Source organism: Kitasatospora sp. NPDC059722 (assembly GCF_042733235.1).
Classification (GTDB): Bacteria; Actinomycetota; Actinomycetes; order Streptomycetales; family Streptomycetaceae; genus Kitasatospora.
Window position 1 is genome coordinate 26,652 of record NZ_JBHWGD010000050.1, and the last position, 23,778, is coordinate 50,429.

Consider the following 23,778-nt stretch of genomic DNA (forward strand, 5'->3'; position numbering starts at 1 on the left):
GGTGTGGTGGGGGGGCGGCGGGTGGGCGGGGGGGGGGTGGCCCCCGGGGCGCGGGGGCCCCCCCCCGCCCCCCGACCCCGCCCCCCCCCCGCCCCCGCCCCCCCCCCGCCGGCGGGGCCCCCGCCGCTCGTTCAACGACCACTCAGGCCTTCGGGCCCGCCGACTGGACGACCTCGAAGGACCACAGCGTGGAGCCGGACGCGGCCGGGCGCTTCGGGGCCTCGCCGCCCTCGGCGGGGGCGCCGCGGTGGGCGGCCTGCATCGGGCCCTCCATCCAGGCCTTGAAGTCCTCCTCGCTGCGCCAGCGGGTGTAGACCAGGTACTGGTCGGTACCCTCGACCGGGCGCAGGAGCTCGAACCACTCGAAGCCGTCGGAGTTCTCCACCGCGCCGGCGCGGGAGGCGAAGCGCTGCTCCAGCACCTCGCGCTGCTCGGCGGGGACGGTCAGGACGTTGATCTTGACGACGGACATGCTGCTCCTTCTCTCGGGTGCTTCGAGAAGTCTCCTACACCTCACGCGATCCACGGCGGGAGCACCCGCTCGTCGCCCTTCGGTGCCATCCCGCAGGCTCCCTCCGGGGTGACGGCGTCGGAGTTGTAGGCGTGGGCGGGTGAAGGTGAGGCCACGATGGCGGTGAAGCCGTCGTCGGTCGAGATCTGGCGGGCCGCACCGGCGGGGAGGGCGACGGTGTCCCCGGCGAAGAGGGAAAGCGCTTCACCGGCGAGAGAAACGACGGCGGAGCCGCTCAGGAGCGTCCAGATCTGTTCGACGTCCATGGCGTGCAGTGGCCCCTGCTTCCCGGCGCCCATGTCGACATGCCACATCGCAAGGGCAGTTGCGCCCTGGGTCGGCGAGGCGTAGGTGGTCATGACGGCGTTCGGCGTCTCGGTGCGGCGCGCGTCGGCGTGACGGATCACGGGCATGGCGATGGAACCCCCTAGGATGGACAATGTCGTTGTCTATATGGTCAATGAGGTTGTCTATCATGTCAAGCGAACCCGCCCCGCCCGGCTTCGAGCTGCCGCTGCGCCTCCTGCTCGCCTTCCGGACGATCATCGACGAGCTGCACGAGCGCCTGGCCCGCGAAGGACATCCCGACGTGCGGCCGATGCACGGCTTCGTGTTCCAGGCGATCGGGCCGCACGGCACCACCGCCGTCGAGCTCGGCCGCCGCCTCGGCGTGTCCAAGCAGGCCGCCGGGAAGACCGTCGAGGGTCTGGAGCAGCTCGGCTACGTCGAGCGCGGCAGCGACCCCGCCGACGCCCGCCGCAAGGTCGTCCGGCTCACCGCGCGCGGGGTGGACTGCCTCGCCCGTTCGGCCCGGATCTTCGACGAGCTGCGCGCCCAGTGGTCCGCCACCCTCGGCGAGGAGCACCTCCGGCAGATGGAGAAGGACTTGCGACTGCTCGCGCCCGGCGACCCGTTCCGGCTCGACACCCCGCGCTGGTTCGGAGCACCGTGAATCAGAACGAGCGGCCCTCGCCCCGGTACGGCGGCTCCAGGCCGCCCACCGGGTCGGGGCGGTCACGCGGGTCGGCGCAGAGGCCGGAGCTGAGCCGGGTGAGCAGGTCGGCGAGGTCGGCGTACTGCTTCTCGTCCCAGTCGCCCAGCAGTTCGGAGAGCTGGGTGCGCCGGGCCGCGACGAGTTTCAGCGCGGCCTGCTCCCCCGGCTCGGTGAGCCGCAGCGGCAGTCCGCCGTGGCGCGAGGCCAGCCCGCGGCTCTCGACCTCGCGGGCCGCCGCCTCGATGACGGCGATCGGCACGACCCGCCGCTCGGCGAGCTCGGCCGGCTCGGCGGAACCGTGCTGGTGCATCTGGAGGAGCAGCCAGCTGGAGGCGGGCAGCAGGTCCAGGCCGGCGGTGGCGGTGATCCGGCGGAACAGGTCGCGCCGGGCCTCGCGGGTGCTCAACACCGAGAGGGCGCGGGCGATTTCGTCCAGCGAGGAGCGTTCCACCGGATTGAGGCCGATGGACTCGCTCAGGTCCGGTGCCGTCACGGTGGTGCGCAGCGTCTGCTCGCGCAGGAACAGCGACAGCACGAAGGCGACCACCGCGACGGGCACCGCGTACAGGAACACGCGGGTGATCGATTCGGCGTACGCGTGGTGGACGGCCGTCTGGACGGCGGCCGGCAGGCGGCTGACGACGCGCGGGTCGGAGGTGATCGCGTCGGGACGGAAGCCGGGCGGCAGCGGCACGCCACGCAGCGCGTCCGCGAGCCGGGACTTCAGGCCGCTCGCGAAGACCGTCCCGAAGATGGAGACGCCGAACGAGGCGCCGATGGAGCGGAAGAAGGTCGCGCCCGCGGTGGCCACGCCGAGGTCCTGGTAGCCGACCGAGTTCTGCACGATCAGCACCAGCACCTGCATCACCAGGCCCAGCCCGAGGCCGAAGACGAGGAAGTACAGGCTCATCTCCCCCGTGCCGGTGTGCTCGTCGAGCCGGGAGAGGAGCAGCAGGCCGACGGTGGTGACGGCCGTCCCGGCGATCGGGAAGACCCGGTAGTGCCCGGTGCGGGCGACGATCTGGCCGGAGCCGATCGAGGTGGCCAGCATGCCGAGCACCATCGGCAGCATGTGGATGCCGGACATGGTCGGCGAGACCTGCATGACGACCTGGAGGAAGGTCGGCAGGTAGGTGAGCGCGCCGAACATCGCGAAGCCGACGACGAAGGAGATCACCGCGACCAGGCTGAACGTCCGTGAGCGGAACAGCCGCAGCGGCAGGACGGGCTCCTGCGCCGTCCGCTCGACCTGAACGAAGGCGACGAGCAGGACGAGCCCCAGCACGCCGAGCCCGACGATCTGCCAGGAGCTCCACGCCCACGTGGTGCCGCCGAGCGAGGTCATCAGCACGAGGCAGGTCGCGACGGAGGCGATCAGCGCGGTGCCGAGGTAGTCGATCCGGTGCTCGCGCTTGACCTCGAGACCGTGCAGCACCGCCGCGATGACGACCAGGGCGACCACGCCGATCGGCAGGTTGATGTAGAAGACCCAGCGCCAGCTGAGGTTGTCGACGAACAGGCCGCCCAGCAGCGGCCCGAGCACGCTCGTCACGCCGAACACGGCGCCGAACAGGCCCTGGTACTTGCCGCGGTCGCGGGGCGAGACGAGGTCGCCGACGATCGCCTGCGACAGCACCATCAACCCGCCGCCGCCGAGGCCCTGGAGCGCCCGGAAGGCGATCAACTCGCCCATGTCCTGGGCGATTCCGCAGAGCACCGAGCCGAGCAGGAAGATGACGATGGAGGCCTGGAAGAACCGCTTCCGGCCGTACATGTCGCCGAGCTTGCCCCAGAGCGGGGTGGCCGCGGTCGAGGCGAGCATGTAGGCGGTGACCACCCAGGACAGGTGTTCCAGGCCGCCGAGGTCGCTGACGATCGTGGGCAGCGCGGTGGAGACGATGGTCTGGTCGAGCGCGGCGAGCAGCATCGCCAGCAGCAGGGCGCCGATCGGCACCCAGAGGTTGGGGACGGTGACCGCCGGCGGGCCGGGCTCGGGCGCCGGGCTCCGGCCGAAGGCCGCGGGAGGGTCCCGAGGGTCCGGCGGGTCCGTCATGGCGCCTCCTGGCGTCTGCGTGGGGTCGCGGGCCGGGCGGGAGCGGACGGCCCGGGCGGATGATCACTCCCAGCCACCATGCTGTCAGAATTGCCCTGCTTTGTGCCGCCTGATTGAGCCGAACGTAAGCGCCCCACCTGTCAACCGAACACGGACCGTTCACCTGGTGCCAACCACCACCAACCGGCACAACCCCACCGCGGACGGCCGGACGGCCCTGTCCACCCTCCGGGACGTCCTGCATAATCAGGCCCGATCGTGCGACCCGGGACCGCCCGGCCGCGCGCCAGAGAGCACGAGAACCGCGAACCGAGATCCGAGGAGGGCCGGCCCATGCCGGACCAGCACTGCCCGACGTGCGGCACCGCACGCACCGCCGGGTGCGGCTGCCTCCCGGACCGGAGTCTCGACGAGACCGCCGTCCTCCCGCACGTCGAGGGCCCGCCGCTGGTCCGCCCGTACGTGCCGCAGGCAGCCGGCCAGGTCGCGGAGGAGCCGCCGCACGCCGCAGCGCCGCACACCGCGCCGCACACCGCCGCGCCGCACAGCCCTCCGGCAGCCGCACCCATGGCAGCGCACCCGCCCGTGCCGCCGCTCGGGCCCGACGCGGACGCGTACGCCACCACCGTGCTGCCGCCCGTCCCCGGCGCCGCCCCGGACGGGTACGCGCCGGACGGGTACGCGCCCGACGCGTACGCCCAGGACGGCTACGCGACCACCGCGATGCCGCCTGTCCAGCCCGTCCCGCCCGTCCAGCCCGGGGACGACCTCGGCTACTTCCCGTTCGACAACCCCGCCCCCGAGCCCGACCCGGAGACCACCCCCGTCGCCGGACGGGCCGCGCGGAGGGCCGCCGAGCAGGCCGAGCAGAGCCCGCTCGCCCGGCACAAGCTGCTGATCGCGGGCGCCGGCGCGGGCCTGCTGGCGCTCACCGTCGGCCTCGCGTACGCCGTGACGCCCTCGTCGCCGCCGGCGCAGAAGGCGCTGCCCGCGCCCACGTCGCTCGCCCCCGCGCCGGCGGACCCGACCACCGATCCCGCCCCGCAGCCGAGCGCCGCGGCGCCGACGAGCGACACCCCGAGCCCGACGGCCACCCGGACGGCCAAGCCGAGCCCGACGAGGACGCCGACGCCCACCCCGTCCCACACCCCGACCCCGACGCCGACGCCCACCCCGACGCCGACGCCGACCCCCACTCCGACGCCCACGCCCACCCCGACGCCGACCCCGACCCCCACGCCGCGTCTTCTGCAGCTCGGGATGGCCGGCGCCGACGTCAAGGCGATGCAGCAGCAGCTCTACGCCGCCGAGTGCGGATTCGTCGACAAGTCGATCGTCACCGGCACCTTCGACTACTGGACGCAGTCGGTGCTGATCAGCTACCAGCACGACAACCGGATCAAGGGCGAGAACGGCGTCTACGGTCCCAAGACCCAGGCCGCCCTCGCCGCGGACCCCGGCTGCTGACCCCGGCTGCTGATCCGTTCCCGCTAAGGGCGAGCGGATCCGCCCCCGGTAAGGGCGAGCCGATCCCGCCCCGGAGAGCCGGAACGGGCGGGCGCGTCAGCCCGTGACGGCCCCGACGATGCTGACGCCCGCCAGCACCACCATGATCGCCGCCGCGACGCGGACGATCAGCTTCATCGGCACGTGCTTCAGCAGCTTCTGCCCGCCCACGATCGCGATCCCGCCGACCGCGCACAGCGCCAGCCAGGAGCCGATGCCGACGGCCAGCGGATCGGCGTACTTGGCGGCCAGGTTGGCGGTCATGATCTGGGTCAGGTCGCCGAACTCGGCCACCGCGACGACCACGAAGCTCGCCCCGGCCACCTTCCAGAAGCTGCTGGAGGACGGCTCCTTGGCGGCGTGCTCGTCATCGTCGCCGCCACCGTGGAAGAGCAGCATCGCGGCGCCGGCCAGGAACAGCGCGCCGGTGACGCCCTCGACCCAGCGGTGCGGCAGGAGCGAGAGCAGGTGCCCGGCCACCAGGGCGATGCCCACCTGGACGGCGAAGGCGGCGGCGATGCCGGCGAAGACGTAGCTCGCGCGGTACTTCGTGCCGAGGACCAGACTGGCCAGGGCGGTCTTGTCCGGCAGCTCGGCCAGGAAGATGATGCCGAACGTCAACGCGGCTACGGTCACACTCATCGGAGGAATCCCTCGGTCGGGCCGCCGGTCCGCGGCAGCTCCGTCAGGGGACGCCTCGGCCCGACAGCACTGGAAACGGTCACAGCACTGCGGCCGAAGGTCTCGCCGGCACCGGCCTCACGACCGCGTGCCCCGGGCGCCGGGCCCGTGGGGGCCAGTATGTCGACGGTCCGGTGGAGGGCTACTCCCCTTCAACGCCGTCCAGGTTACCCGACGCCGGGCGGGCTCCCCACCCGGTGGGAGGTCGGCCGCCGTCACCAGCCCGCGCCCGACCAGCTCCAGGACCACCACGACGGCGGCTGCCTCCACCGCCAACAGGCCGACCAGCACGAACAGTTGGACCGCGCCGGCCTGCACCGGCGAGGACCCGCCGAGCAGCATGCCGACGAAGGCGCCGGGGAGCGTCACCAGGCCGACCGTCCGCGTCTGGTCCAGGGCGGGGACGAGCGAGGTCGCGGCGGCCGTCCGGCAGATCTCCAGCCGGGCGTCGCGCTCCTCGAAGCCGAGCGCCAGCGCCGCCTCCACCTCGCCGCGCCGCTGCCGGAGCTCGTCCAGGGCGCGCCGCCCGGCGAGCGAGGTGGCGGTGAGCCCGCCGCCGATCAGGATCCCCGCGACCGGGATGACGGACAGGCCCTTCGGCGGCAGCAGTCCGACGGCCAGTAGCAGGACGAGCACCGGCAGCACCCCGGCGCCGATCGGGGCCGCCGCCCACACCCAGCCCGGCCCCGGGGTCATCCGCCGCCCGGCGGTGCGCACCGCGACGGTGAACATCAGCAGCACGAACAGCGCCGACCACCACAGGGAGCCGACCACCCAGGTGATCACCGCGGCGACGGCCGCCAGCTGCACCACCGCCCGCAGCCCGGCCCGCAGCACCGCGTGCCCGTGCCCCAGCAGGCCCCACCCGGCCACCGCGACGGCGGCCAGCAGCAGGACGGCGGCCACCACCCCGAGCACCGGGGTGACGGGCAGCAGTTGTCCGCCCGACGCGGCGAGCGCGGAGCCCGCCCAGGACCGTCCGGTCAACGGGCTCAGATCCAGCTGGTGAACCACATCCGGTCCTGCCAGGACGTCAACGGGATCACCTCCGCCGTGTAGAGCGGGTAGAAGAAGGCGAAGCACCCGACGATCGCGAGCACGATCAGCCCGGCCGCCGCCGCGCCGATCCGCCGCCGCTCGGGGGTGCTGCCGGCCGGGCCGAGGATCGCGCCGAGCATCTGGGCGACGGCCAGGCACAGGAACGGCACCAGCACGACCATGTAGAAGGAGAAGACCGTCCGCTCCTGGTACTGGAACCAGGGCAGGTAGATCGCGGCCACCGCGCACAGCACGGCGCCCGAGCGCCAGTCGCGCCGGAAGAACCAGCGCCACAGCAGGTAGACGAGCGCGAAGCAGGCCGTCCACCAGAGCAGCGGCGTGCCGAGCCCGAGGATCTGCGCCGAGCAGCCGCCGGGCGTGGTGCAGCCCCGGGTGCCGATCGGGACCTGCTCCCAGTACATGGAGACCGGGCGGCCCATGACCAGCCAGCTGAACGGGTTGGACTGGTAGGTGTGCGGGGTGCTCAGCCCGGTGTTGAAGTCGTACATCTGCGAGTGGTAGTGCCACAGGCTGCGCAGCGGCGCGGGCACCCAGCTCATCGAGACCTGCGGCAGCGGGACGCCGAGGACGCTGTCCGGCGAGAGCCCGGCGCGGTCGTCGGCCCAGTGCCGGTCGTACCCGCCGCCGCCGTTGGCGCCGTTGGCCAGCCAGCCGCTCCAGGCGCCGACGTAGACGACGACCGCGGAGCCGACCATGGCGAGGAAGGCGGGGACGGCGTCCCGGCGCAGCATCGAGCGCCAGGGGCGGCGGGCGCCGGCGGCGCGGCGGCCGGACTGGTCCCACAGGACGGTCAGGATGCCGAAGGCGGCGAGGACCATGACGCCGTTCCACTTGACCGCGGCGGCGGAGCCGACGAACGCGCCGGCGGCGATCCGCCAGGGCCGCAGGCCGAGCCGGACGGTGTCGCCGTCGGTGACGCCGGCCAGCCGGGCGCGCACGTGGTCGCGGTCGATCAGCAGGCTGCCGAACGCGGCGAGGACGAAGAACATCTGGACGCCGTCGAGCAGGCCGACCCGGCTCATCACCAGCTGGAGGCCGTCGACGGCCATCAGGAGGGCGGCGGTGCAGCCGATCAGGGTGGAGCCGAAGAGGCGGCGGCCGATCCGGGCGAGCATGAGCACGGTGACGGTGCCGAGCAGGGCGGTCATGAACCGCCAGCCGAAGGGGTGCAGTCCGAAGAGCTGCTCGCCGACGGCGATCACCCACTTGCCCAGCGGCGGGTGGGCGACGAACTCCGGGGCGTTGGTGAGCGGGACGCCCTGCGGGACGGCCAGGACGTCGGCGTTGGCGTGGTCCGGCCAGCTGCCCTCGTAGCCCTGCTTGAGCAGCGACCAGGCGTCCTTGGGATAGTACGTCTCGTCGAAGACGAAGGCGTTGGGGTAGCCGAGGTTCCAGAACCGCAGCAGGCCGGCGAAGAGCGCGACGCCGATCGGCCCGAGCCAGCCGAACCACGCGGCCCGGTCGGCCGCCGCGACCAGCGGCCCGCGCGGGGCCGGTCCGGGGTCCGGGGTCGGTGCCGCCGGGGGGTGCGTGAGCGCCGCTTGCGTCATAGCCTCGCCGATTCGCCGGTGTACCGCTGTGCCAGTGACCGCCGTGCCGGCCGGGGCCGGGCGGTCGACAGGCACTGACACTATGTGGCGGTGGTCGCGAAGCCAAGCGCGACGGGCGCCGCCCGGGTGACCCGGTCGGCGCCCGTGCGCGCGGTGTTCGTCGGGGCCCGCTCAGGCGGCCGTCTGGAGCTCCCGGACGGGGATCGCGTGGACGACGGCCGGGGCCGCGTTGTCCTGCTCCGGCGTGAGGTGCGGGCGCAGCCGCAGGGCCAGGGCGACGATCAGCAGGGTGGAGCCCGCCATGGCCGCGAGGTAGAGCGGCCAGGTGCCGGAGCCGACCAGCAGCACGCCGACGGCCGGGCCGACCGCGATCGCGATCTGCTTCACCAGGGCGTAGCCGGCGTTGTAGGTGCCGAGCAGCCGGGCCGGGGCGAGGTCGGCGACGATCGGGCCCATGGTGGGCGCGAGCAGCGACTCGCCGACGCCGAACAGGGCGTAGATCGAGACGATCGCGACCGTGGCGGCCATGGCCTCGGTCCGGATCAGGCCGGCCACGAGGGCCATCGTCCAGGCGCCGAGCCAGACCACGCCGGCCGCGGCCATGGCGGTGGTGCGGCGGCGGCGCGCGGTGATCCGCACCATGAACATCTGCAGGACGACGATGGTCAGCGCGTTGGCGCCGATCGCGAAGCCCAGGGTGGAGGGCGCGGTGCCGACGGTGTCGGTGGCGAAGGCCGCGACGCCGGACTCGAACTGGCCGTAGCAGGTGAAGAAGATCAGCCCGGCGAGGACGCAGAGCCGCAGCATCGCCTTGTCGGCGACCAGGGCGCGCAGGCCGGTCGGGCCTTCGGTCTTGCCGTGGACGGCGGTCAGCTGGACCTTGGGCATCCGGGCGGTGCCGGTGACCAGGGCGAGGCCGAGGAAGGTCGCCGCCTCGATGGTGAACAGCCGGGTGAGGCTGGCCGGGTCGGCCACGTTCACGATCTGCCCGCCGACCAGCGCGCCGATGCCCATGCCCAGGTTGACCAGGGTGAACTGCAGCGCGAAGGCGTGCGCCCGGGTCGCCGCGGTGGAGCAGCGGACGATCATCGTGGCGAGCGCCGGCTGGCAGGTGGTGACGCCCGCGCCGAACAGGAACGAGGAGACCAGCAGGGCGGGGGTGCCGGTGGCGTGCCCGAAGGCGAACGCGCCGGTGGCGGCGAGCGCGGTGCCGGCCAGCAGGACGGGCCGGGGACCGTACTTGTCGATGCCGCGGCCGGTGAACGGCAGGACGGCGAGCGCCGCGAGCGCGAAGACGGTGAACACCATCCCGGCCGCCAGCGAGCCGAGCCCGCGCACCTGGTCCACGTACACGAACATGTACGGCATCGTGAACCCGCTGCCGAACGCGCTGAGCGCGTTGCCGATCTGGACGCGGCGCAGCGGGCCGCCCGCCCCGCGTCGCTGCTGCCTCTGCTGCTTCACCGTGCCGGTCACCGTGCACACCCCTTCTTGGAGATTCGACTGGATACTCTTAAGTCCAGAAGATTTCAGAGCTAAAGTTTGACGAGATAAAGTCTTAGCACCAGAAGAGTGTGGAGTCAAAGGCTTAAGAGATGCACGCCCCCGTGCGACACTGGTCCGCATGACTACGGACAAGCCCGCTCCGGCCAAGCCCAGGGAGCTCGGCATCGCCGAGCAGGTGGCCGTCTACCAGCGGGAGTTCCCCACGGTGGACCCGCAGGTGGAGACCATCGTGCAGACCCTGAACCGGGTCTCGCGGCGGATGGGGGTGGCCTACGACCGGCAGCTGACTGTGCTGGGGATCACGTCCGCGGAGTGGGAGGTGCTGAAGGCCCTGGTGGTCTCCGGCAGCCCCTACCGGCTGGGACCGGGCGAGCTGGCCAAGCGGCTCGGGCTCACCCCGGCGGCGATGACGCACCGGATCGACCGGATGGTGGCCGAGGACCTCGTCACCCGGGAACGGGACGAGTCCAACCGGGTCCGGGTGATCATCGAGCTGACCGAGAACGGCCGCGACAAGTGGCTGGAGTCGATGCGGATGGCGGCGGTGTTCGAGGAGGAACTGCTCCAGGACATCGCGGGCGAGGAGCGGGCCGTGCTGTCGGCCCTGCTGGCCCGGATGCTGCGGCGCATCGAGGAGAGCCGGCCGGACGCACCCGGGCGCGCCGCGGACCCCGCGTAGCAGCCCCGCACATGGCTCCGGCCCGCCGAGGGAGTGGTCTCCCCCGGCGGGCCGGACGTCTTTCGGTTTCGGTGCGGGGTCCGTCAGGCCCTCAGCCGTTCTCGGGATCGGGCCCGGGCGTCAGCAGGGGCCGTTGTCGGTCCAGACGCCCCACTGGCCGCTCTGGGTCGGGTCCTCGCCCTTGGTCCACCACTTGTTGGTGTAGTAGTGGCCCTTCCAGGAGACCTTGGTGCCGCCGGCCGCGTAGGTGGCGTTCGGGTCCCAGCTCGGGGCGGCCGGGCAGGTGACCGGCGTGCCGGTGGGGGTGCCGGTCGGCGTACCGGTCGGGGTGCCCGTGGGGGTCCCGGTCGGCGTACCGGTGGGGGTGCCGGTCGGGGTCTGGGTCGGGGTGGCGGTGGAGCTCGGGGTGCCGGTCGGCGGGGCCGGGCAGGCCGCGGCCGAGCCGTTGGTGGCGTTCGCCATCGTGTCGAACAGGGAGGTGTTGGTCCCCAGGTCGTACAGCGAGAAGGCGAAGGAGCCGCCGAGGCCGTTGCAGTGGGCGTAGTCGAGCTTGGCCTGGATCGACCGGGCGTCCTCACCGCTCCAGAAGGTGGTGCCGTCGTAGAAGTACGTGGCCTTCGCGGCGTCGTCCCAGAAGGTCTTGGACGGGTTGTCGACGAAGCCCGTGAGCTCCTTGTACATCTGGATGCCGGGGACGTTGCCGGACATCGCGGCACCGGCGGCGGGGTTGGCGGCGGGCTGGAACAGGCCGTTCTGGCCGTTGTTCGGGACGCCGGTCCAGCCGCGGTAGTAGAACGGCACACCCATGTTGATCTTGTTGGCGGGGAAGCCGCCGGGGATGCCGTAGTCCGGGTCGCCGACCGTCCACGCCTTGACGGCGTTGTCGATCGAGTACTTGCCGTGGCCCGGCTTGGCCGGGGTCATCGGGTCGTTCGGGCCGGAGTAGAGCGGGGCCTGGTGGTTGGTCGGGCCCTGGGCGTCCCAGCCGCCGTGCATGTCGTAGGTCATGACGTCGAGGAACGTGAGGTACTGGCCGATCTTGTCGGTCTCGACGTTCATGATCTTGTCCTGGCCGGCGCCGACCGCCGCCGACAGGGCGTAGGTCTTGTTGTCGGCCTTGCCCTGCGCGTCCAGCTGGTTGCGGAACTCCTGCAGCAGCAGGGTGTAGTTCTGCTTGTCGGCCGGGCTGGAGATGTTGCCGGTGTGACCGCCGCCGCCCGGGTACTCCCAGTCGATGTCGACGCCGTCGAAGACGCCGGCCGCCGAGCCCGGGCCGCCGTAGCCGGCCTCGCTCGGGAGGTTGCCCTTGATGAACATGTCGAGGCAGGACGAGACCAGGTGCTTGCGCGAGGCGTCCGTGGCGGCCGCCGACGAGAAGTACTTGGAGTAGGTCCAACCGCCCAGCGAGATCAGGACCTTGAGCTTCGGGTTCTTCGCCTTCAGCTTCTTCAGCTGGTTGAAGTTGCCCGCGATCCCCTGGTTCCAGACGTCGCCGACGCCGTCGACCGAGATGTCGGCGCCGAAGCTCTTCTGGTAGTCGGCGAACGCGTCGCCCGCGCCGTCACCCGCGTTGGGGTTGTTGTCGTTCGTGTCCGCGGCCTTGGTGGCCTCGAAACAGCCCAGGTCGGTCGGGTTGATGTTGGCGAAGTCGTAGATCAGGTAGTCCAGCTTCCCGGCCACGCCGGTGTCCTGGATCGTCTTCGGGTAGTACCCGTTCGCGTAGATCGACCACTGGTCGAAGTAGGCGACCTTGATGCCGCCGCTGGTGGCGGGCGCGCCGGTGGAGTTGGTGGTCGCGGCGTTGGCCGCGGCGCCGCCGGTGAGGGCGAGGCCCGCGCCGAGCAGCAGGGAGGCGGTGGTGCCGGCCGCGATCGCGGCCAGGCTCTTCGGGCGCCGACGGCGGACGCCTTCCTGAGCCGGGGTCCCGGCCCTTTCAATGCGTGAGCGCAGCATGGGTGCGTGACTCCTGGGTGTGGGGGTTCCGTCCGCCCCGGGGACGCCGTCCGGGGTGGGGCCGGACGACCGGGGCATGACAGATCGAGGAAGGGAATCGAGCGGGAAAGGGGGTCGAGCGGGATCAGGCCGTGACGGACACCGGGATGTGCCGAACCGGCGCCGACGGCCGTACGGCCGCTGACGCCGGTTCAGGGGCTCCCTGCACCTGGGCAATAAAAATGGACTAGACCAACTCGCCCGTCAAGAGGGGCCGTCGGGCCTTGACCCGCGCTTAAGGTTCGCCTCCCCCACGGGCACCCCCGGCGACCTGCGCGTCAGTAGCGGACGGCGTTCGCCACGACGGCCTTGATCGTCCCGGACAGGTCCCGGTTGCTCTTCGCGGTGGCCTGGGCGCCCTGCCCGGCGGCCACGTCGTCCAGGGTCACCGCCGTCGCGTCCTGCACCTGGCCGGATCCGTCCGTGAAGTCGACCTGGATCACGTACCGGTAGGACTGCTGCCCGTGGTTGGTCACCGTCAGCTGCGCCTGCGCCCTGCCGTCCGAACCGGTCGTCACCGCCCCCACCGCGACGTCGGCCTTGGCGTCCAGCCCGCCCTTGATCCCCGCCACGGCGGACGAGGCGGCCGAGAACGCCGCCGAGGCCTGCGCCTGCGCCGACGAGAGCGCCGAACCGGCCCCGCCGGCCGCCGAGGCCAGCGCCGAGGCGGCCGACGCCGCGGCCGAGACGCCCTTCTCGATCTCGCCGGCGGCCGAGGACACCGCACTGCTCGGGCTCTTGCCCGACGAGCACCCCGCCAGCACCGCACCCGCGACCACCACGGTGGCCAACACCCCGGCCACGGCGCGGCGTCGGCGGCGCAGCAGCGGGGCGTCCGGCAGCTGCGCGGTGACCCTGCGGGTGACCCGGGTGGCCCGGGTGAGCGGCTGGCGGTCCATGGGCGGTCCCGTCCCTTCTGGTGTCCTCCGGCGCCCGGGCCGCCCGGCACGCCTCCCGGCCCACCCTCCGAGGCCCCGGGCGGGGCCGCCAGCGGGGCGGTGCCTCCGGGTGAGCCGGGCGGGCGGCGACGTCAGGGTGGCGATGTCAGGGCGGCAACGTCAGGGCGGCGACGTCAGGACAGGCCCGAGCCCTCCTGCTCGTCCGCCTCCACCGCCGCCCGCTCCTCGCGCAGCCGCACGACGTGCCGGCGCCGGGCCACCACGCCGTACGCGGACGCGGCGCTCGCGACGAAGGCCAGCACACCGACCCACGGCCGGTCGAAGGCGTGGCCGGTCACGTGGTCGAGCGAGTACCGGCCCGGGCCGGCCAGGCCCAGCGCCAGCCCGGTCGCGCCGAGGAACGCCGGGTACTCGTAGCCGCCGGAGGTCATGAAGAAGCCGGCCGGGGCGTGCACCGCCACGGCGCCGGCCATCGTGCCGGCCACCACCGCGCCGGCCGCCGGCGTGGCCAGGCCCGCCACCAGCAGCGCACCGCCGCCCGCCTCGCCGAGGCCGGCCGCGATCGCGCTCTCCCTGGCCGGGTGGAAGCCCATGCCCTCCATCGCCTTGGTGGTGCCCTCCAGGCCGCCGCCGCCGAACCAGCCGAACAGCTTCTGGGTGCCGTGCGCGATCAGCACCCCGCCGACCGCGCCGCGCAGGGCCAGCAGGCCCAGGTCCCTACGGTTCAGACACATGTCGCAACCTCGTTCCCGCGGTGGTGGTCCTCCGTCCATGGGACCCGAGACCGCGCACCCGTTCGAGCCGGGACCGCCATCCGGGCGAATCAGCCGCCGACCGGGAACGGACCGCGGCCCCCGGCGGACCCCGCGGTCATGCTGAGCGGATGTTCGTCTTCAACCTGTCCAGCGCCTTCATCACCTTCTTCGCCGTCGTCGGACCGCCGAAGGTGCTGCTGTCCTTCGCCCGGCTGGCCCCCACCCGGACCACCCGGGAACTGCGGCGGCTCGCCGCCTGGAGCACGGTCGTCTCGGCCGTGATCGGCCTGGTGCTGGGCTTCAGCGCGGACGAGGTCACGACGCTGTTCCACATCAGCGACCAGTCGCTGCAGCTCGCCGGTGGGACGATCTTCTTCATCTACGCCGTCGCGCTGGTCTTCGGGGTGCACCTCGGCGAGGGCGAGGACGACGAGCACCTGCCGAACCCGATGCTGGACGGCTTCCGCGAGCTCCTGCTGCCGTACATCGCCAGCCCGCTCGCCGTCAGCGCCGTCCTGGTCGCCTCGCTCACCAAGGACGACTGGGGCTGGCGGACCACCGTCGCCGGGGCCTACGTGGCCGTCGTGGTGATCAACTACGTCGCCGTGGCGCTGCTCGCCCCGCTGATGCGGCGCACCCACCGCACCTCGCTGGAGGTGCTGTCCCGGCTGCTCGGACTGCTGCTGGCGGCGGTGGGCGTCGAGCTGTTCCTGAACGGCCTGGCCGGGCTCGGCGTGCACATCGCCGAGGGGCACTGAGGGGCACTGGCGGCCCTTGAAGGGCGCCGGGCCCGGCGGCGCTGAACGGCGCCGGGCCCGGCCGGCCGCGCCGTCAGGCCGCGGCGAGGCGGGTCAGCACCTCACCGATCCGCTCCCGCACCAGCGGGTCGGCGATCAGGCCGTCCGCACCGACCGCCCCGCGGTCCAGCGGGATCCGGACACAGGCCGCGTCCACGACGGCCGCGCCGGTGTAGCCCAGGACGGCGCGCAGGGTGGCCTCGGCGCCCTCGCCGCGGCCGGGGGCGGCGCAGTTGATCCAGGCCGCCGGCTTGTCGGAGATCTCGACCCCGCCGACCGTCCAGTCCAGCAGGTTCTTGAACGAACCGGGCAGCGTGCCCGCGTACTCCGGCGTGCAGATCAGCAGCGCGTCGGCGGCCTCGACCGCGGCGCGCAGCGCGGCCACCGCCTCCGGCAGCGGATCGGTGTCGTGGTCGGGGTTGAAGTGCGGGAGGTCGGCCAGCCCCTCGAAGTAGGTGGCGCGCAGGCCCGGGGCCCCGGCGGCGAGGGCCTCGGCCGTCCGCAGCACCGTCTCGTTGGAGGATCCGGCGCGGAGGCTCCCGGTCAGAAGCAGGATGTGACGCTCGTTCGGCATGCCGAGGAACCTACTCCCCGGTCCCGGGACCGGGGAGGGGTTTTCCCCACGGCCACGGGAGTCACGGGAGCCATGGGCGTCACGGGAGTCACGGCACGACGACCGTGCGCCACGGCACCGGGCTGGAGAGGATCATCGAGCTCGACGGCTGGCCGTAGCCGCCGAGCCGGTCGCACAGCCGCTCGAACTCGGCCATCGTGGGCGCCGCGACCAGCAGCACGCAGCAGGCCCCGCCGGTGACCCGGTGCAGCTGGAGGACCTCGGGCCAGTTCGCCACCTCCGGGTCGCGCAGCACGCAGCGCGGGCCGTAGCACTGGATCTGGACCAGCGCCGTGATCGGCAGCCCGGCGCGGGGAAGGTCCACGTGGGCGTGGTAGCCGGTGATCACACCGTCCGCCTCCAGCCGGCGGACCCGTTCGGCCACCGCGGGTGCGGACAGGCTCACCCGGCGGGAGAGTTCGTTGTACGAGAGCCTGGCGTCGGCCTGGAGCTCGGCCAGCAGGCGGCGGTCGACGGCGTCCATGGCGGCTCCCGGAGTGCTGTGCACGTGGCGTGCGAGTGGCTGGAATCGGCGGTCTTGCCGATCGTAAAGGGAATCGGCGCAACGCCTCGCGAACACCAGCCCGAGGGCCCGTTGCGGTACCCGGAGGCCATTCAATCCGGGGCCGACACCGCCGCACAATGGGGCCCCCGGTGGAACCAGGCCGTCCGCCTGGTCACCGGGCCCGGGCCGTGGTGCCCGGCCGTCAGGAGGGATCGGGATGGGGCACGACACGGTGGAAACGCCCAGCCTGTCATTCGTCGGGGGCGAGGAACCGGGTCGGGGGACCCCGTACGCCCGCTACGCGCGCCTGGACGAGCTGCACGGCCTGCAGCACCCGCTCAGCAAGGCGCCGGCCGAGATGTCGTTCATCGTCACCACGCAGGTGATGGAGCTGCTGTTCGACCTGCTGCGGCACGAGTGGACGCTCGCCCAGCAGGCACTGCGCGAGGACGACCTGCCGGCGGCGCTCGCCGCCCTGCGGCGCGGCACGCACGTCCAGGACGTGCTGACCGAGTCCTGGGACCTGCTCGCCACCATGACACCGCAGGAGTTCAACTCCTTCCGCGCGCTGTTCGGCGAGGCCTCGGGCTTCCAGTCCTCGGCCTTCCTGCACCTGGAGTTCCTGCTCGGCAACAAGAACGCCGCGCTGCTGAACATGTACGCGGACGCGCCGCGCACCCGCGACGAGCTGGCCGAGGCGCTGCGCGCCCCCAGCCTGTACGACGACGCGCTGGCCGTGCTCGCCCGCCAGGGACTGACCGTCCCGCACCTGCCGTCCGAGCAGCGCCACCACGCCTCCCCCGAGGTCGAGGCGGCCTGGCGCCGGGTGTACGCCGAGCCGGAGTTCGCCGGCCTCCAGCCGCTCGCCGAGGTGCTGCTGGACGTCGCCGAGCGGGTCACCCGGTGGCGCCAGCGCCACCTGAACGCGGTCCGCCGCACGATGGGCGCCAAGCCCGGCTCGGGCGGCTCCAGCGGGCTGACCTGGCTGCGCAAGTCGGCCGACCAGGACGTGTTCCCGGAGCTGTGGTCCATCCGGGACGAGATGTGAGCGAGAGGCAGGACATGGGCACGGGCAAGATCACGGGTGCGCTCACGCGCGAGGAGTGCGCGGCGCTGGACGCCGTCGACCCGCTGGCGGCGTTCCGCAAGGAGTTCGCACTGCCGGACGGGGTGATCTACCTGGACGGGAACTCGCTGGGCGCACTGCCGGTGCGCACGCCCGAGCGGGTGCGCCAGGTGGTCGAGGAGGAGTGGGGCCGCGACCTCATCCGCAGCTGGAACGACGCCGGCTGGTTCGAGCAGCCGTACGCGCTCGGCCGCCGGATCGCACCGCTGGTCGGGGCCGGCGCGGACGAGGTCGCGGTCTGCGACACCACGTCGGTGAACCTGTTCAAGGTGCTCTCGGCGGCGCTGCGGCTGCGCCCGGGGCGCGGCACGGTGCTCGGCGACGCCGAGGCGTTCCCGACCGACCTCTACATCGCCGAGGGCGTGACCGGCCTGGTCGAGGGCGCGCGCAGCGTGCTGATCCGCCCGGAGGAGCTGGACGCGCACCTGGACGGGGACGTCGCCGCCGTCGTCCTGTCCCACGTGGACTACCGCACCGGCGAGCTGCTCGACATGCCCGGGATCACCGCGCGCGTGCAGGCCGCGGGCGCGCTGATGATCTGGGACGTGTGCCACTCGGTGGGCGCGCTGCCGGTCGAACTCGGCGCCTCGGGCGCGGACTTCGCGATCGGCTGCACCTACAAGTACCTGAACGGCGGCCCGGGCGCGCCGGCCTTCCTGTACGTCGCCGAGCGGCACCTGGCGGCCGGTCCGGTGCAGCCGCTGAGCGGTTGGTTCGGCCACGCGCGGCCGTTCGCGTTCGAGCCCGGGTACGACCCCAAGGAGGGCATCGGGCGCTTCCTGTGCAGCTCGCCGTCACTGCTCGGCCAGGCCGCGCTGGGCGCCAGCCTGGACGTGTGGGAGCGCGCCGACCTGGCCGCCGTGCGGGCGAAGAGCCTCGCGCTGACCGACCTGTTCATCGCGCTGGTCGAGGGCCTGGACGGGATCGAGGTGGCGACCCCGCGCGAGCACGCCCGGCGCGGCAGCCAGGTCGCGCTGCGGTTCGCCGACGGCTACCCGGTGGTGCAGGCGCTGATCGCGCGCGGCGTGATCGGGGACTTCCGCGCGCCGGACCTGATGCGCTTCGGGTTCACCCCGCTCTACCTGTCCCACGTCGACGTCTGGGACGCGGCGCAGCAGCTGGCGGAGGTGCTGGAGAGCAGCGAGTGGCGGCAGGAACGGTTCTCCCGCCGGGGCGAGGTGACCTGACCGGGCCCGGGCTTCCCGGCCGGGGGATCCGGCCGGGAACGGGCGCTCCCTGCCCGCGTCGTGGGGCAGTGACGAAGGCCATGGACCGGTTCCTCGCGGGACGCTGACCGCACGACCGGTGGCCGGCCCCTCGCGTTCCGGCCTCTTCATACGCTCGCCGACGGCCGCAGGCACGGCTCGGGCCGCCCGGTCGGGAGTGACCGGGCGGCCCGTCGTGCCGTGGGGGTGGTCAGCTGTGGCGGCCGCGGCGGCGGGCGACCATCACGGCGAGGCCGCCGAGGGCGAGTGCGCCGACGCCCGCGGCGCCGAGGACGAACGGGGCGTTGCCCGCGCCCGTCGACGGCAGCTCACCGCCACCGTGGTGGTGGTGACCGCTGGACTCGTGTCCGGTCGGGTGCCAGCTGGTCGGCACAGGGCCCGCGGTGGACGAACTCGCCGAGGGCGAGGTGGTGGTGGCCGACGGCGACGTGGTGCTCGCGGTCGGGGACGGCGACGGGGAGTTCGTCGGAGACGGGGAGTTGGTCGGCGAAGGCGAGTTGGTCGGCGAAGGGGAGTTGGTCGGCGAAGGCGAGTTGGTCGGCGAAGGGGAGTTCGTCGGGGACGGGGAGCTGGTCGGAGACGGGGAGTTCGTCGGGGACGGGGAGTTCGTCGGAGACGGCGAGTTCGTCGGAGACGGCGAGTTCGTCGGCGACGGGGACGGCGAGTTGGACGACGGCGACGGGCTCGGCGAGGTCTTGCACTCCGGCAGGTCCCCGTCGAACGGGTAGCTGTGGATCTCGTAGCCGCCGGTGCCGGTGTGGATCAGGTTGCCCGCGAGGTACACCCGGCCGTTCATGCCCGCCTGGGCGATGGTCGTCGTCCCGCCCGGGTTGCCCGCCAGGACAGAGCCCTGGAACTGGGCGCTGCCGAGGATCTGCGCCGTGGTCGCGGTCGGGAAGTTGTACATCAGCTTCGAGCGCATGTCCGTGGTCTGGTCCCCGGCCAGGCCGGTGCCCGTGTAGGTGTTGATGACCGGGCTGTCGCCGAGCATGTTCACCACGACGGTGGCCCCGGCCGGGATGTTGTTGAACACCAGGCCGATCTGCCCGCCGGTCGGCGAGGCGAGGTTCCGGGTGACGTTGAAGACCTGCTTCGTGCTGGTGCCGTCACCGGTGAAGGTGGCCTGACTGGAGGACACGTCGACGGTGCCCGTGGCGGTGGCCCGCCCGACGCAGTCCGAGACCTCCTCGATCTGGGTGAGCACCGTCTGGTACGGCGCTGCCGCGTTCGGGTCCTGGATCGACTCGCCGATCGGGTCGATGCTGACGGTTCCGGTGACACTGCCCGCGTGGCGCAGGTTGCCGAAAGCCGGGCCGTGGGAGTCGCTGCCGCCGATCAGGATCGAGTTGCCGCTCTTCACGTCGACGTTGCCGCCGGTGGTGACGAAGTCGCTGCCGTTGGGCGGCACGACGCGTGAGCCGACACCCACGACGCCCATGTTGTAGACGCCGCCCCCGTTCTTGTCGAGGGTCAGGACCCCGAGCGTGACGATCTTGCCCTCGGCCTCGGCGGCACGGCCGTTGACGGTGTAGTCGCCGCCGGTGAAGACGTTGATCGTGGCGTCCCGGCCGGTGAAGTCGCCGTTGTTCGGCGGCGGCCAGGTGGACGGGCAGTCGGGCCCGGTGCAGGCGCCGAGCGGCGGCGCCAGCGGCGCGGCGGAAACGACCGACAGCACGGCGGCCATCGGCACCGCGGCGAAGGCCGTGGCGACGGCGATCCGCACGGCCCGGCGGCCGGGAACCTGCGGTCTCTTCACGGCGGTCGTTCTGTGATCCGGCGTACCGGTGCCCTGACCCATCGACGCGTTCCTCCACACAAGGAAAAAGGCAGGTCGCTCAACCTGCCATCTTCGGGTGATTACCTGGTGATCCCACATATTCGCGACATGACGTCACAAATCGGACTATTCATACCCTGTGGATCCTCGGATCCGATCCCGGTGTCCATCGAACGGCCGAGCGGATCGACCGGCCCCCGGGGCGCGGGCCCATGGCCTAGGTTGGGGACATGACCACCGAGGACCACGACCGGCGCCAGGACCGGCCCGCCCCGCTCGTCGCCGTCGCCTCCGCCGAGGCCGTCCTGCGCCGCCCCGAGGTGGGCGAGCACCTGCTCACGGACCTCGAACGGCAACGCGCGGCACGCTTCCGGACGGAGACCGGGCGGGTCGACTTCACCGCCGGCCACCTCCTGGTCCGGCTCTGCGCCGCCCGGCTCCTCGGCGTCCCGGCCGACGGCCTCGCGCTCGCCCAGCAGTGCCCCGACTGCGGCCGGGCCGACCACGGCAAGCCGTTCCTCCCGGACCACCCGGACGTGCACGTGAGCCTCTCGCACACCCGGGGCGTGGTCGCCGCGGCCGCCGGCTTCGAGCCCGTCGGCGTCGACGTCGAGCTCGCCGCGCGCGGGCGCTCGCTGGGCGAGGTCGCGCAGCGGGTGCTCGCGCCGGCCGAGCTCGCCCTGGTGCAGGCGGCCCCGGAGCCGGACCGGGCCTTCCTGCGGCTGTGGGTGCGCAAGGAGTCGCTGATCAAGATCGGGCGGACCAGCATGGACACGCTGGCCGCGGTCGACCTCTCCGACCTGCCACTGGCCGTCCCGGCGGACGGCCCGCTGCGCAGCCGCCACCAGGACCTGCACTTCGTCGACTGGACGGACCCGGCGCACGGCGCCGCGGTGGCGGCGGTCAGCACCGCCGAGCCGCAGGTCGTGGAGCTGACGGCCGGGGCCTGACCCGCGCGGCGGGCGCCGGGGTAAGCGGTGTTAGCGTGCCTGGTCGGGCGCCGGACCGCGGCCGCCCCGCCGAATCGCTGCCCACCGCCGGATTAAGGGTGTCCCCGCCATGGCCAAGTTCCTGCTGAGCCTGCACGTCCTCGCGTCGGTCCTGTTCATAGGCCCGGTCGCGGTGGCCGTCAGCATGTTCCCGCGCCGTGCGAAGGCGGCGCTGGCGGGCGGGCCCGACCAGGCCTCCGACGCCGGCGTGCTGCGGATCCTGCACCGGATCACCCAGGTCTACGCGCTGCTGGGGGTGGCCGTGCCGGTGCTGGGCATCGGACTGGCCCAGGTGATGGACGTGCTCGGGCAGTCCTGGCTGATCGTCTCGATGGTCCTGACCGCGGTCGCCGCGCTCTCGCTGCTGCTCTTCGTGCTGCCCGGCCAGCAGGCCGCCGTCGACGCGCTCGCCCAGGAGACCGGGGACGAGCAGCGCGACAAGGCCGTGAAGGGCCTCAAGATGCTGCCGATGACGGCCGGCGTCTTCAACCTGCTGTGGGCGGTCGTCGTGGTGCTGATGGTCATCCGTCCGGGGTCGAGCACCGGCGTCTGAGGCCGGTAGGCGCTTGGGCGTTGGGGCGCCGGGGCGCTTGGGTGCTTGGGCACTTGGGACGCCGGGACGCTGGCGAGGCCCCGGTGGGCCCGGTCACCGCTGTGGGCCGAGCCTCCTGAGCGGGACGCCCGCCCGCTTCACCGCGCGCGCGACGATCGCCGTCTCGGCGCGCGTCACCCCGAGCGGGCCGAGGGTGTCCGTGACGAACCGGTAGAGCCCCGCGTGGTCCCGGCAGAACACCGCGGCCATCAGGTTCGTCGGCCCGCTGGTCGCGAGCACCCCGTGCACGTGCGGGTGCCCGGCCAGGGCCGCGCCGGTCTCGGCGAGCCGGCCGGGCGGCACGTCCAGCCAGAGGTTGGCGTCCACGGCCAGGCCGAGCAGCCGGGGGTCGACGGTCGCGTGGGTGCGCAGCAGCCCGGACTTGTCGAGGCGGTGCAGGCGGCGGCGGACGGTCGACTCGGGTGCGCCGACGGCCTCGGCGAGGGCGGCGTGCGACTGCCGGGCGTCCTCGGTGAGCCGGGCCAGCAGCGCGTGGTCCAGCTCGTCCAACGGCGGGGGCGTCCGCGGGCGCGGTGCGACGGGCCGGGCGAGCGCCGCGGCTTCGTCCGCCTCCAGGTATCCGGCCTGCCACTGCCCGGCGTCCGCGTAGGCGTGCAGGACGGCGTGGGTGGTGGTCTCGGTGACGGCGGCGGTCGCGGGCAGCTGCCCGTACAGCAGGCGGTCGCGGCCGCCGGCGTCGCTCAGCATGACGGCGCCGATCTCCTGGCCGCCGAGCATCACGTCGACGAACGGGACGTCCGGGCGGTCGGCCAGCGCCTTCGCGATGGCGTCCACCGTGCCGCGCAGCACCCGCACGCGCAGCAGCAGCGCGCCGACGGCCGCGTCCTCCACGTCCGGCATCCGCACCACCCGCAGCACGCCGGCCCCGCGCAGCCTGGCCAGGCGACGGGTGACCGTCCGGGCGGAGACGCCCAGCACCTCGGCGATCCGGCCGGTCTCGGCCCGGCCGTCGACCTGGAGCGCGCAGACCAGCCGGCGGTCGAGGAGGTCGAGGGCCGTGTCCGGATCAGCCGTCGATAGATCCATGGTGTCCGATCTCCATCATTCCGAGCCCGTTGAGCGTCCTGTTCATCCGGTCCGACGGTACTCCTTGTCCTGTGCGGCCGGACGGTCCGGCCAGGAGTGGGGTACGACGATGGAGCTGTGGGCGCTGGCCGAGGGTGTGGAGGCCGCGGTGCGCGAGGTCGGCGCGAAGCTGGTGGCGCGACGGCCCACCGAGCCGACCCCGGCGCGGACGGCCGAGGAGGCGGTGGCGCGGTTCGCCGAGATCGACGGCCCCGCCGCAGCCGAACTGCGGGAGCGGCTCGGCTCGTTGCGCCCGGACGCCGGTTGGCTGGACGACGAGTTCGACGGCGCGGTGCCGGCCGAGGGCGAGTGGTGGCTGTGCGACGCCACCGACGGCGCCGTGCAGTACCTGCTCGGCCTGCCGTACTGGGCCGTCACCGCGACGCTCGTCCGGGACGGCCGGGCCGTGCTGGCCGTGGTCCACGCGCCCGAGCTGCTCGGTGGACGGACCTACCGCGCCGTGCTCGGCGGCGGCGCCCACCTGGACGGGCGGCCGATCGCGCCGCTGCCCCGCACCCTGGGGTCGGCCGTCGCGGCGACCAGCCAGCCGCCGACCGCCGCCGGCGACCCGGTCGCCCTGCGCCGGGCGGGCGAGTCGCTGACCGCGATGGCCGGCGCCGTCGTCGCGGTGCGCAACCTCGGTCCGACCGCCCTCCAGGTGGCGCAGGTCGGCTCCGGGCACCTCGCGCTGTTCTGGGAGTACGGCGCCGACGCGCCCAACCTGCTGCCCGGCGCACTGATCGCGAGCGAGGCGGGCGCGACGGTGACGGACACCGCCGGGGCGGCCTGGACGGCCGCGTCCGACGGGTTCCTCGCCGCCGCGCCCGGACTGCACGCGGACGTGGTCCGGGTGCTGCGGAACGTCGACTGACCTGGTGCGCG

At 73.3% G+C, this 23,778-nt stretch carries 23 protein-coding genes; 9 read left to right on the top strand and 14 right to left on the bottom strand.

Going from position 1 to position 23,778, the window contains the following annotated elements; all coding sequences use genetic code 11:
- Positions 1-142: 142 nt before the first annotated feature.
- Positions 143-472 carry an antibiotic biosynthesis monooxygenase family protein gene (locus tag ACFV4F_RS27940; RefSeq protein WP_380439407.1) on the bottom strand — a complete coding sequence of 110 codons (330 nt, stop codon included), beginning with the start codon at positions 470-472 and terminating at the stop codon, positions 143-145.
- Between the two features lie 41 nt (positions 473-513).
- Complete coding sequence (locus ACFV4F_RS27945; RefSeq protein ID WP_380439405.1) at positions 514-924, bottom strand: cupin domain-containing protein; 411 nt, start codon at positions 922-924, stop codon at positions 514-516.
- 62 nt (positions 925-986) lie between these two features.
- Here ACFV4F_RS27945 and ACFV4F_RS27950 point away from each other — a divergent pair, with 62 nt between their 5' ends.
- Positions 987-1,463 carry a MarR family winged helix-turn-helix transcriptional regulator gene (locus ACFV4F_RS27950; protein ID WP_380439403.1) on the top strand — a complete coding sequence of 159 codons (477 nt, stop codon included), beginning with the start codon at positions 987-989 and terminating at the stop codon, positions 1,461-1,463.
- Between the two features lies 1 nt (position 1,464).
- Here ACFV4F_RS27950 and ACFV4F_RS27955 read toward each other — a convergent pair whose 3' ends face one another.
- Positions 1,465-3,558: an MFS transporter gene (locus ACFV4F_RS27955; RefSeq protein ID WP_380506462.1), complete on the bottom strand. Its 2,094-nt coding sequence runs from the start codon at positions 3,556-3,558 to the stop codon at positions 1,465-1,467.
- A gap of 333 nt (positions 3,559-3,891) precedes the next feature.
- Here ACFV4F_RS27955 and ACFV4F_RS27960 point away from each other — a divergent pair, with 333 nt between their 5' ends.
- On the top strand, positions 3,892-5,025 hold the full coding sequence (locus ACFV4F_RS27960) for a peptidoglycan-binding domain-containing protein (RefSeq protein WP_380506464.1): 1,134 nt from the start codon (positions 3,892-3,894) through the stop codon (positions 5,023-5,025).
- A 96-nt stretch (positions 5,026-5,121) separates the two neighbouring features.
- Here the strand turns inward: ACFV4F_RS27960 and ACFV4F_RS27965 are convergent, their stop codons facing one another.
- From ACFV4F_RS27965 to ACFV4F_RS27980, 4 genes are all read right to left on the bottom strand, one after another.
- A complete protein-coding gene (locus ACFV4F_RS27965; RefSeq protein ID WP_380439397.1) occupies positions 5,122-5,706 on the bottom strand; it encodes a TMEM165/GDT1 family protein in 585 nt (194 codons plus the stop codon).
- A gap of 117 nt (positions 5,707-5,823) precedes the next feature.
- Positions 5,824-6,681, bottom strand: coding sequence for an ABC transporter permease (locus ACFV4F_RS27970; protein ID WP_380439448.1), 858 nt, complete (start codon positions 6,679-6,681; stop codon positions 5,824-5,826).
- Between the two features lie 56 nt (positions 6,682-6,737).
- Positions 6,738-8,354 carry a dolichyl-phosphate-mannose--protein mannosyltransferase gene (locus ACFV4F_RS27975; RefSeq protein WP_380506467.1) on the bottom strand — a complete coding sequence of 539 codons (1,617 nt, stop codon included), beginning with the start codon at positions 8,352-8,354 and terminating at the stop codon, positions 6,738-6,740.
- A gap of 171 nt (positions 8,355-8,525) precedes the next feature.
- The gene (locus ACFV4F_RS27980; protein ID WP_380506470.1) at positions 8,526-9,830 is read right to left on the bottom strand and encodes an MFS transporter; all 1,305 of its coding nucleotides are present in this window, start codon (positions 9,828-9,830) and stop codon (positions 8,526-8,528) included.
- Positions 9,831-9,978: 148 nt separating this feature from the next.
- Here ACFV4F_RS27980 and ACFV4F_RS27985 point away from each other — a divergent pair, with 148 nt between their 5' ends.
- Positions 9,979-10,539 carry a MarR family winged helix-turn-helix transcriptional regulator gene (locus ACFV4F_RS27985; RefSeq protein WP_380493505.1) on the top strand — a complete coding sequence of 187 codons (561 nt, stop codon included), beginning with the start codon at positions 9,979-9,981 and terminating at the stop codon, positions 10,537-10,539.
- Between the two features lie 120 nt (positions 10,540-10,659).
- On the opposite strand, the gene ACFV4F_RS27990 is transcribed toward ACFV4F_RS27985, so the two are convergent.
- The 3 genes from ACFV4F_RS27990 to ACFV4F_RS28000 form a co-directional block, all read right to left on the bottom strand.
- Positions 10,660-12,492, bottom strand: a complete 1,833-nt coding sequence (locus ACFV4F_RS27990) for a glycosyl hydrolase family 18 protein (protein ID WP_380506473.1) — start codon at positions 12,490-12,492, stop codon at positions 10,660-10,662.
- A 317-nt stretch (positions 12,493-12,809) separates the two neighbouring features.
- Positions 12,810-13,430, bottom strand: a complete 621-nt coding sequence (locus ACFV4F_RS27995) for a hypothetical protein (RefSeq protein ID WP_380506476.1) — start codon at positions 13,428-13,430, stop codon at positions 12,810-12,812.
- A 173-nt stretch (positions 13,431-13,603) separates the two neighbouring features.
- Positions 13,604-14,164, bottom strand: a complete 561-nt coding sequence (locus ACFV4F_RS28000; RefSeq protein WP_380439387.1) for a DoxX family protein — start codon at positions 14,162-14,164, stop codon at positions 13,604-13,606.
- A 149-nt stretch (positions 14,165-14,313) separates the two neighbouring features.
- Here ACFV4F_RS28000 and ACFV4F_RS28005 point away from each other — a divergent pair, with 149 nt between their 5' ends.
- Entirely contained in the window at positions 14,314-14,943 is a 630-nt protein-coding gene (locus tag ACFV4F_RS28005) for a MarC family protein (RefSeq protein WP_380493499.1), read from the top strand.
- Positions 14,944-15,016: 73 nt separating this feature from the next.
- Here the strand turns inward: ACFV4F_RS28005 and ACFV4F_RS28010 are convergent, their stop codons facing one another.
- Together ACFV4F_RS28010 and ACFV4F_RS28015 are read right to left on the bottom strand one after the other, a co-directional pair.
- On the bottom strand, positions 15,017-15,556 hold the full coding sequence (locus tag ACFV4F_RS28010) for an NADPH-dependent FMN reductase (protein ID WP_380506479.1): 540 nt from the start codon (positions 15,554-15,556) through the stop codon (positions 15,017-15,019).
- A gap of 88 nt (positions 15,557-15,644) precedes the next feature.
- Entirely contained in the window at positions 15,645-16,079 is a 435-nt protein-coding gene (locus tag ACFV4F_RS28015; protein WP_380439382.1) for an Lrp/AsnC family transcriptional regulator, read from the bottom strand.
- A gap of 238 nt (positions 16,080-16,317) precedes the next feature.
- Here ACFV4F_RS28015 and ACFV4F_RS28020 point away from each other — a divergent pair, with 238 nt between their 5' ends.
- Together ACFV4F_RS28020 and kynU are read left to right on the top strand one after the other, a co-directional pair.
- Complete coding sequence (locus tag ACFV4F_RS28020) at positions 16,318-17,148, top strand: tryptophan 2,3-dioxygenase (protein ID WP_380506482.1); 831 nt, start codon at positions 16,318-16,320, stop codon at positions 17,146-17,148.
- Between the two features lie 14 nt (positions 17,149-17,162).
- Positions 17,163-18,413, top strand: coding sequence for a kynureninase (gene kynU, locus ACFV4F_RS28025; RefSeq protein WP_380506547.1), 1,251 nt, complete (start codon positions 17,163-17,165; stop codon positions 18,411-18,413).
- A 229-nt stretch (positions 18,414-18,642) separates the two neighbouring features.
- Here the strand turns inward: kynU and ACFV4F_RS28030 are convergent, their stop codons facing one another.
- A complete protein-coding gene (locus ACFV4F_RS28030) occupies positions 18,643-20,208 on the bottom strand; it encodes a choice-of-anchor A family protein (RefSeq protein ID WP_380506485.1) in 1,566 nt (521 codons plus the stop codon).
- A 251-nt stretch (positions 20,209-20,459) separates the two neighbouring features.
- On the opposite strand from ACFV4F_RS28030, the gene ACFV4F_RS28035 reads away from it, so the two are divergent.
- Positions 20,460-21,179: a 4'-phosphopantetheinyl transferase family protein gene (locus ACFV4F_RS28035; RefSeq protein WP_380506488.1), complete on the top strand. Its 720-nt coding sequence runs from the start codon at positions 20,460-20,462 to the stop codon at positions 21,177-21,179.
- A gap of 109 nt (positions 21,180-21,288) precedes the next feature.
- Complete coding sequence (locus tag ACFV4F_RS28040) at positions 21,289-21,771, top strand: DUF2269 family protein (RefSeq protein WP_380439374.1); 483 nt, start codon at positions 21,289-21,291, stop codon at positions 21,769-21,771.
- Between the two features lie 93 nt (positions 21,772-21,864).
- Here the strand turns inward: ACFV4F_RS28040 and ACFV4F_RS28045 are convergent, their stop codons facing one another.
- Positions 21,865-22,857 (bottom strand): Lrp/AsnC family transcriptional regulator, encoded by a 993-nt coding sequence (locus ACFV4F_RS28045; RefSeq protein WP_380506490.1) that lies wholly within the window; start codon positions 22,855-22,857, stop codon positions 21,865-21,867.
- A gap of 109 nt (positions 22,858-22,966) precedes the next feature.
- Here ACFV4F_RS28045 and ACFV4F_RS28050 point away from each other — a divergent pair, with 109 nt between their 5' ends.
- A complete protein-coding gene (locus tag ACFV4F_RS28050) occupies positions 22,967-23,767 on the top strand; it encodes an inositol monophosphatase family protein (RefSeq protein ID WP_380439370.1) in 801 nt (266 codons plus the stop codon).
- Positions 23,768-23,778 lie beyond the last annotated feature (11 nt).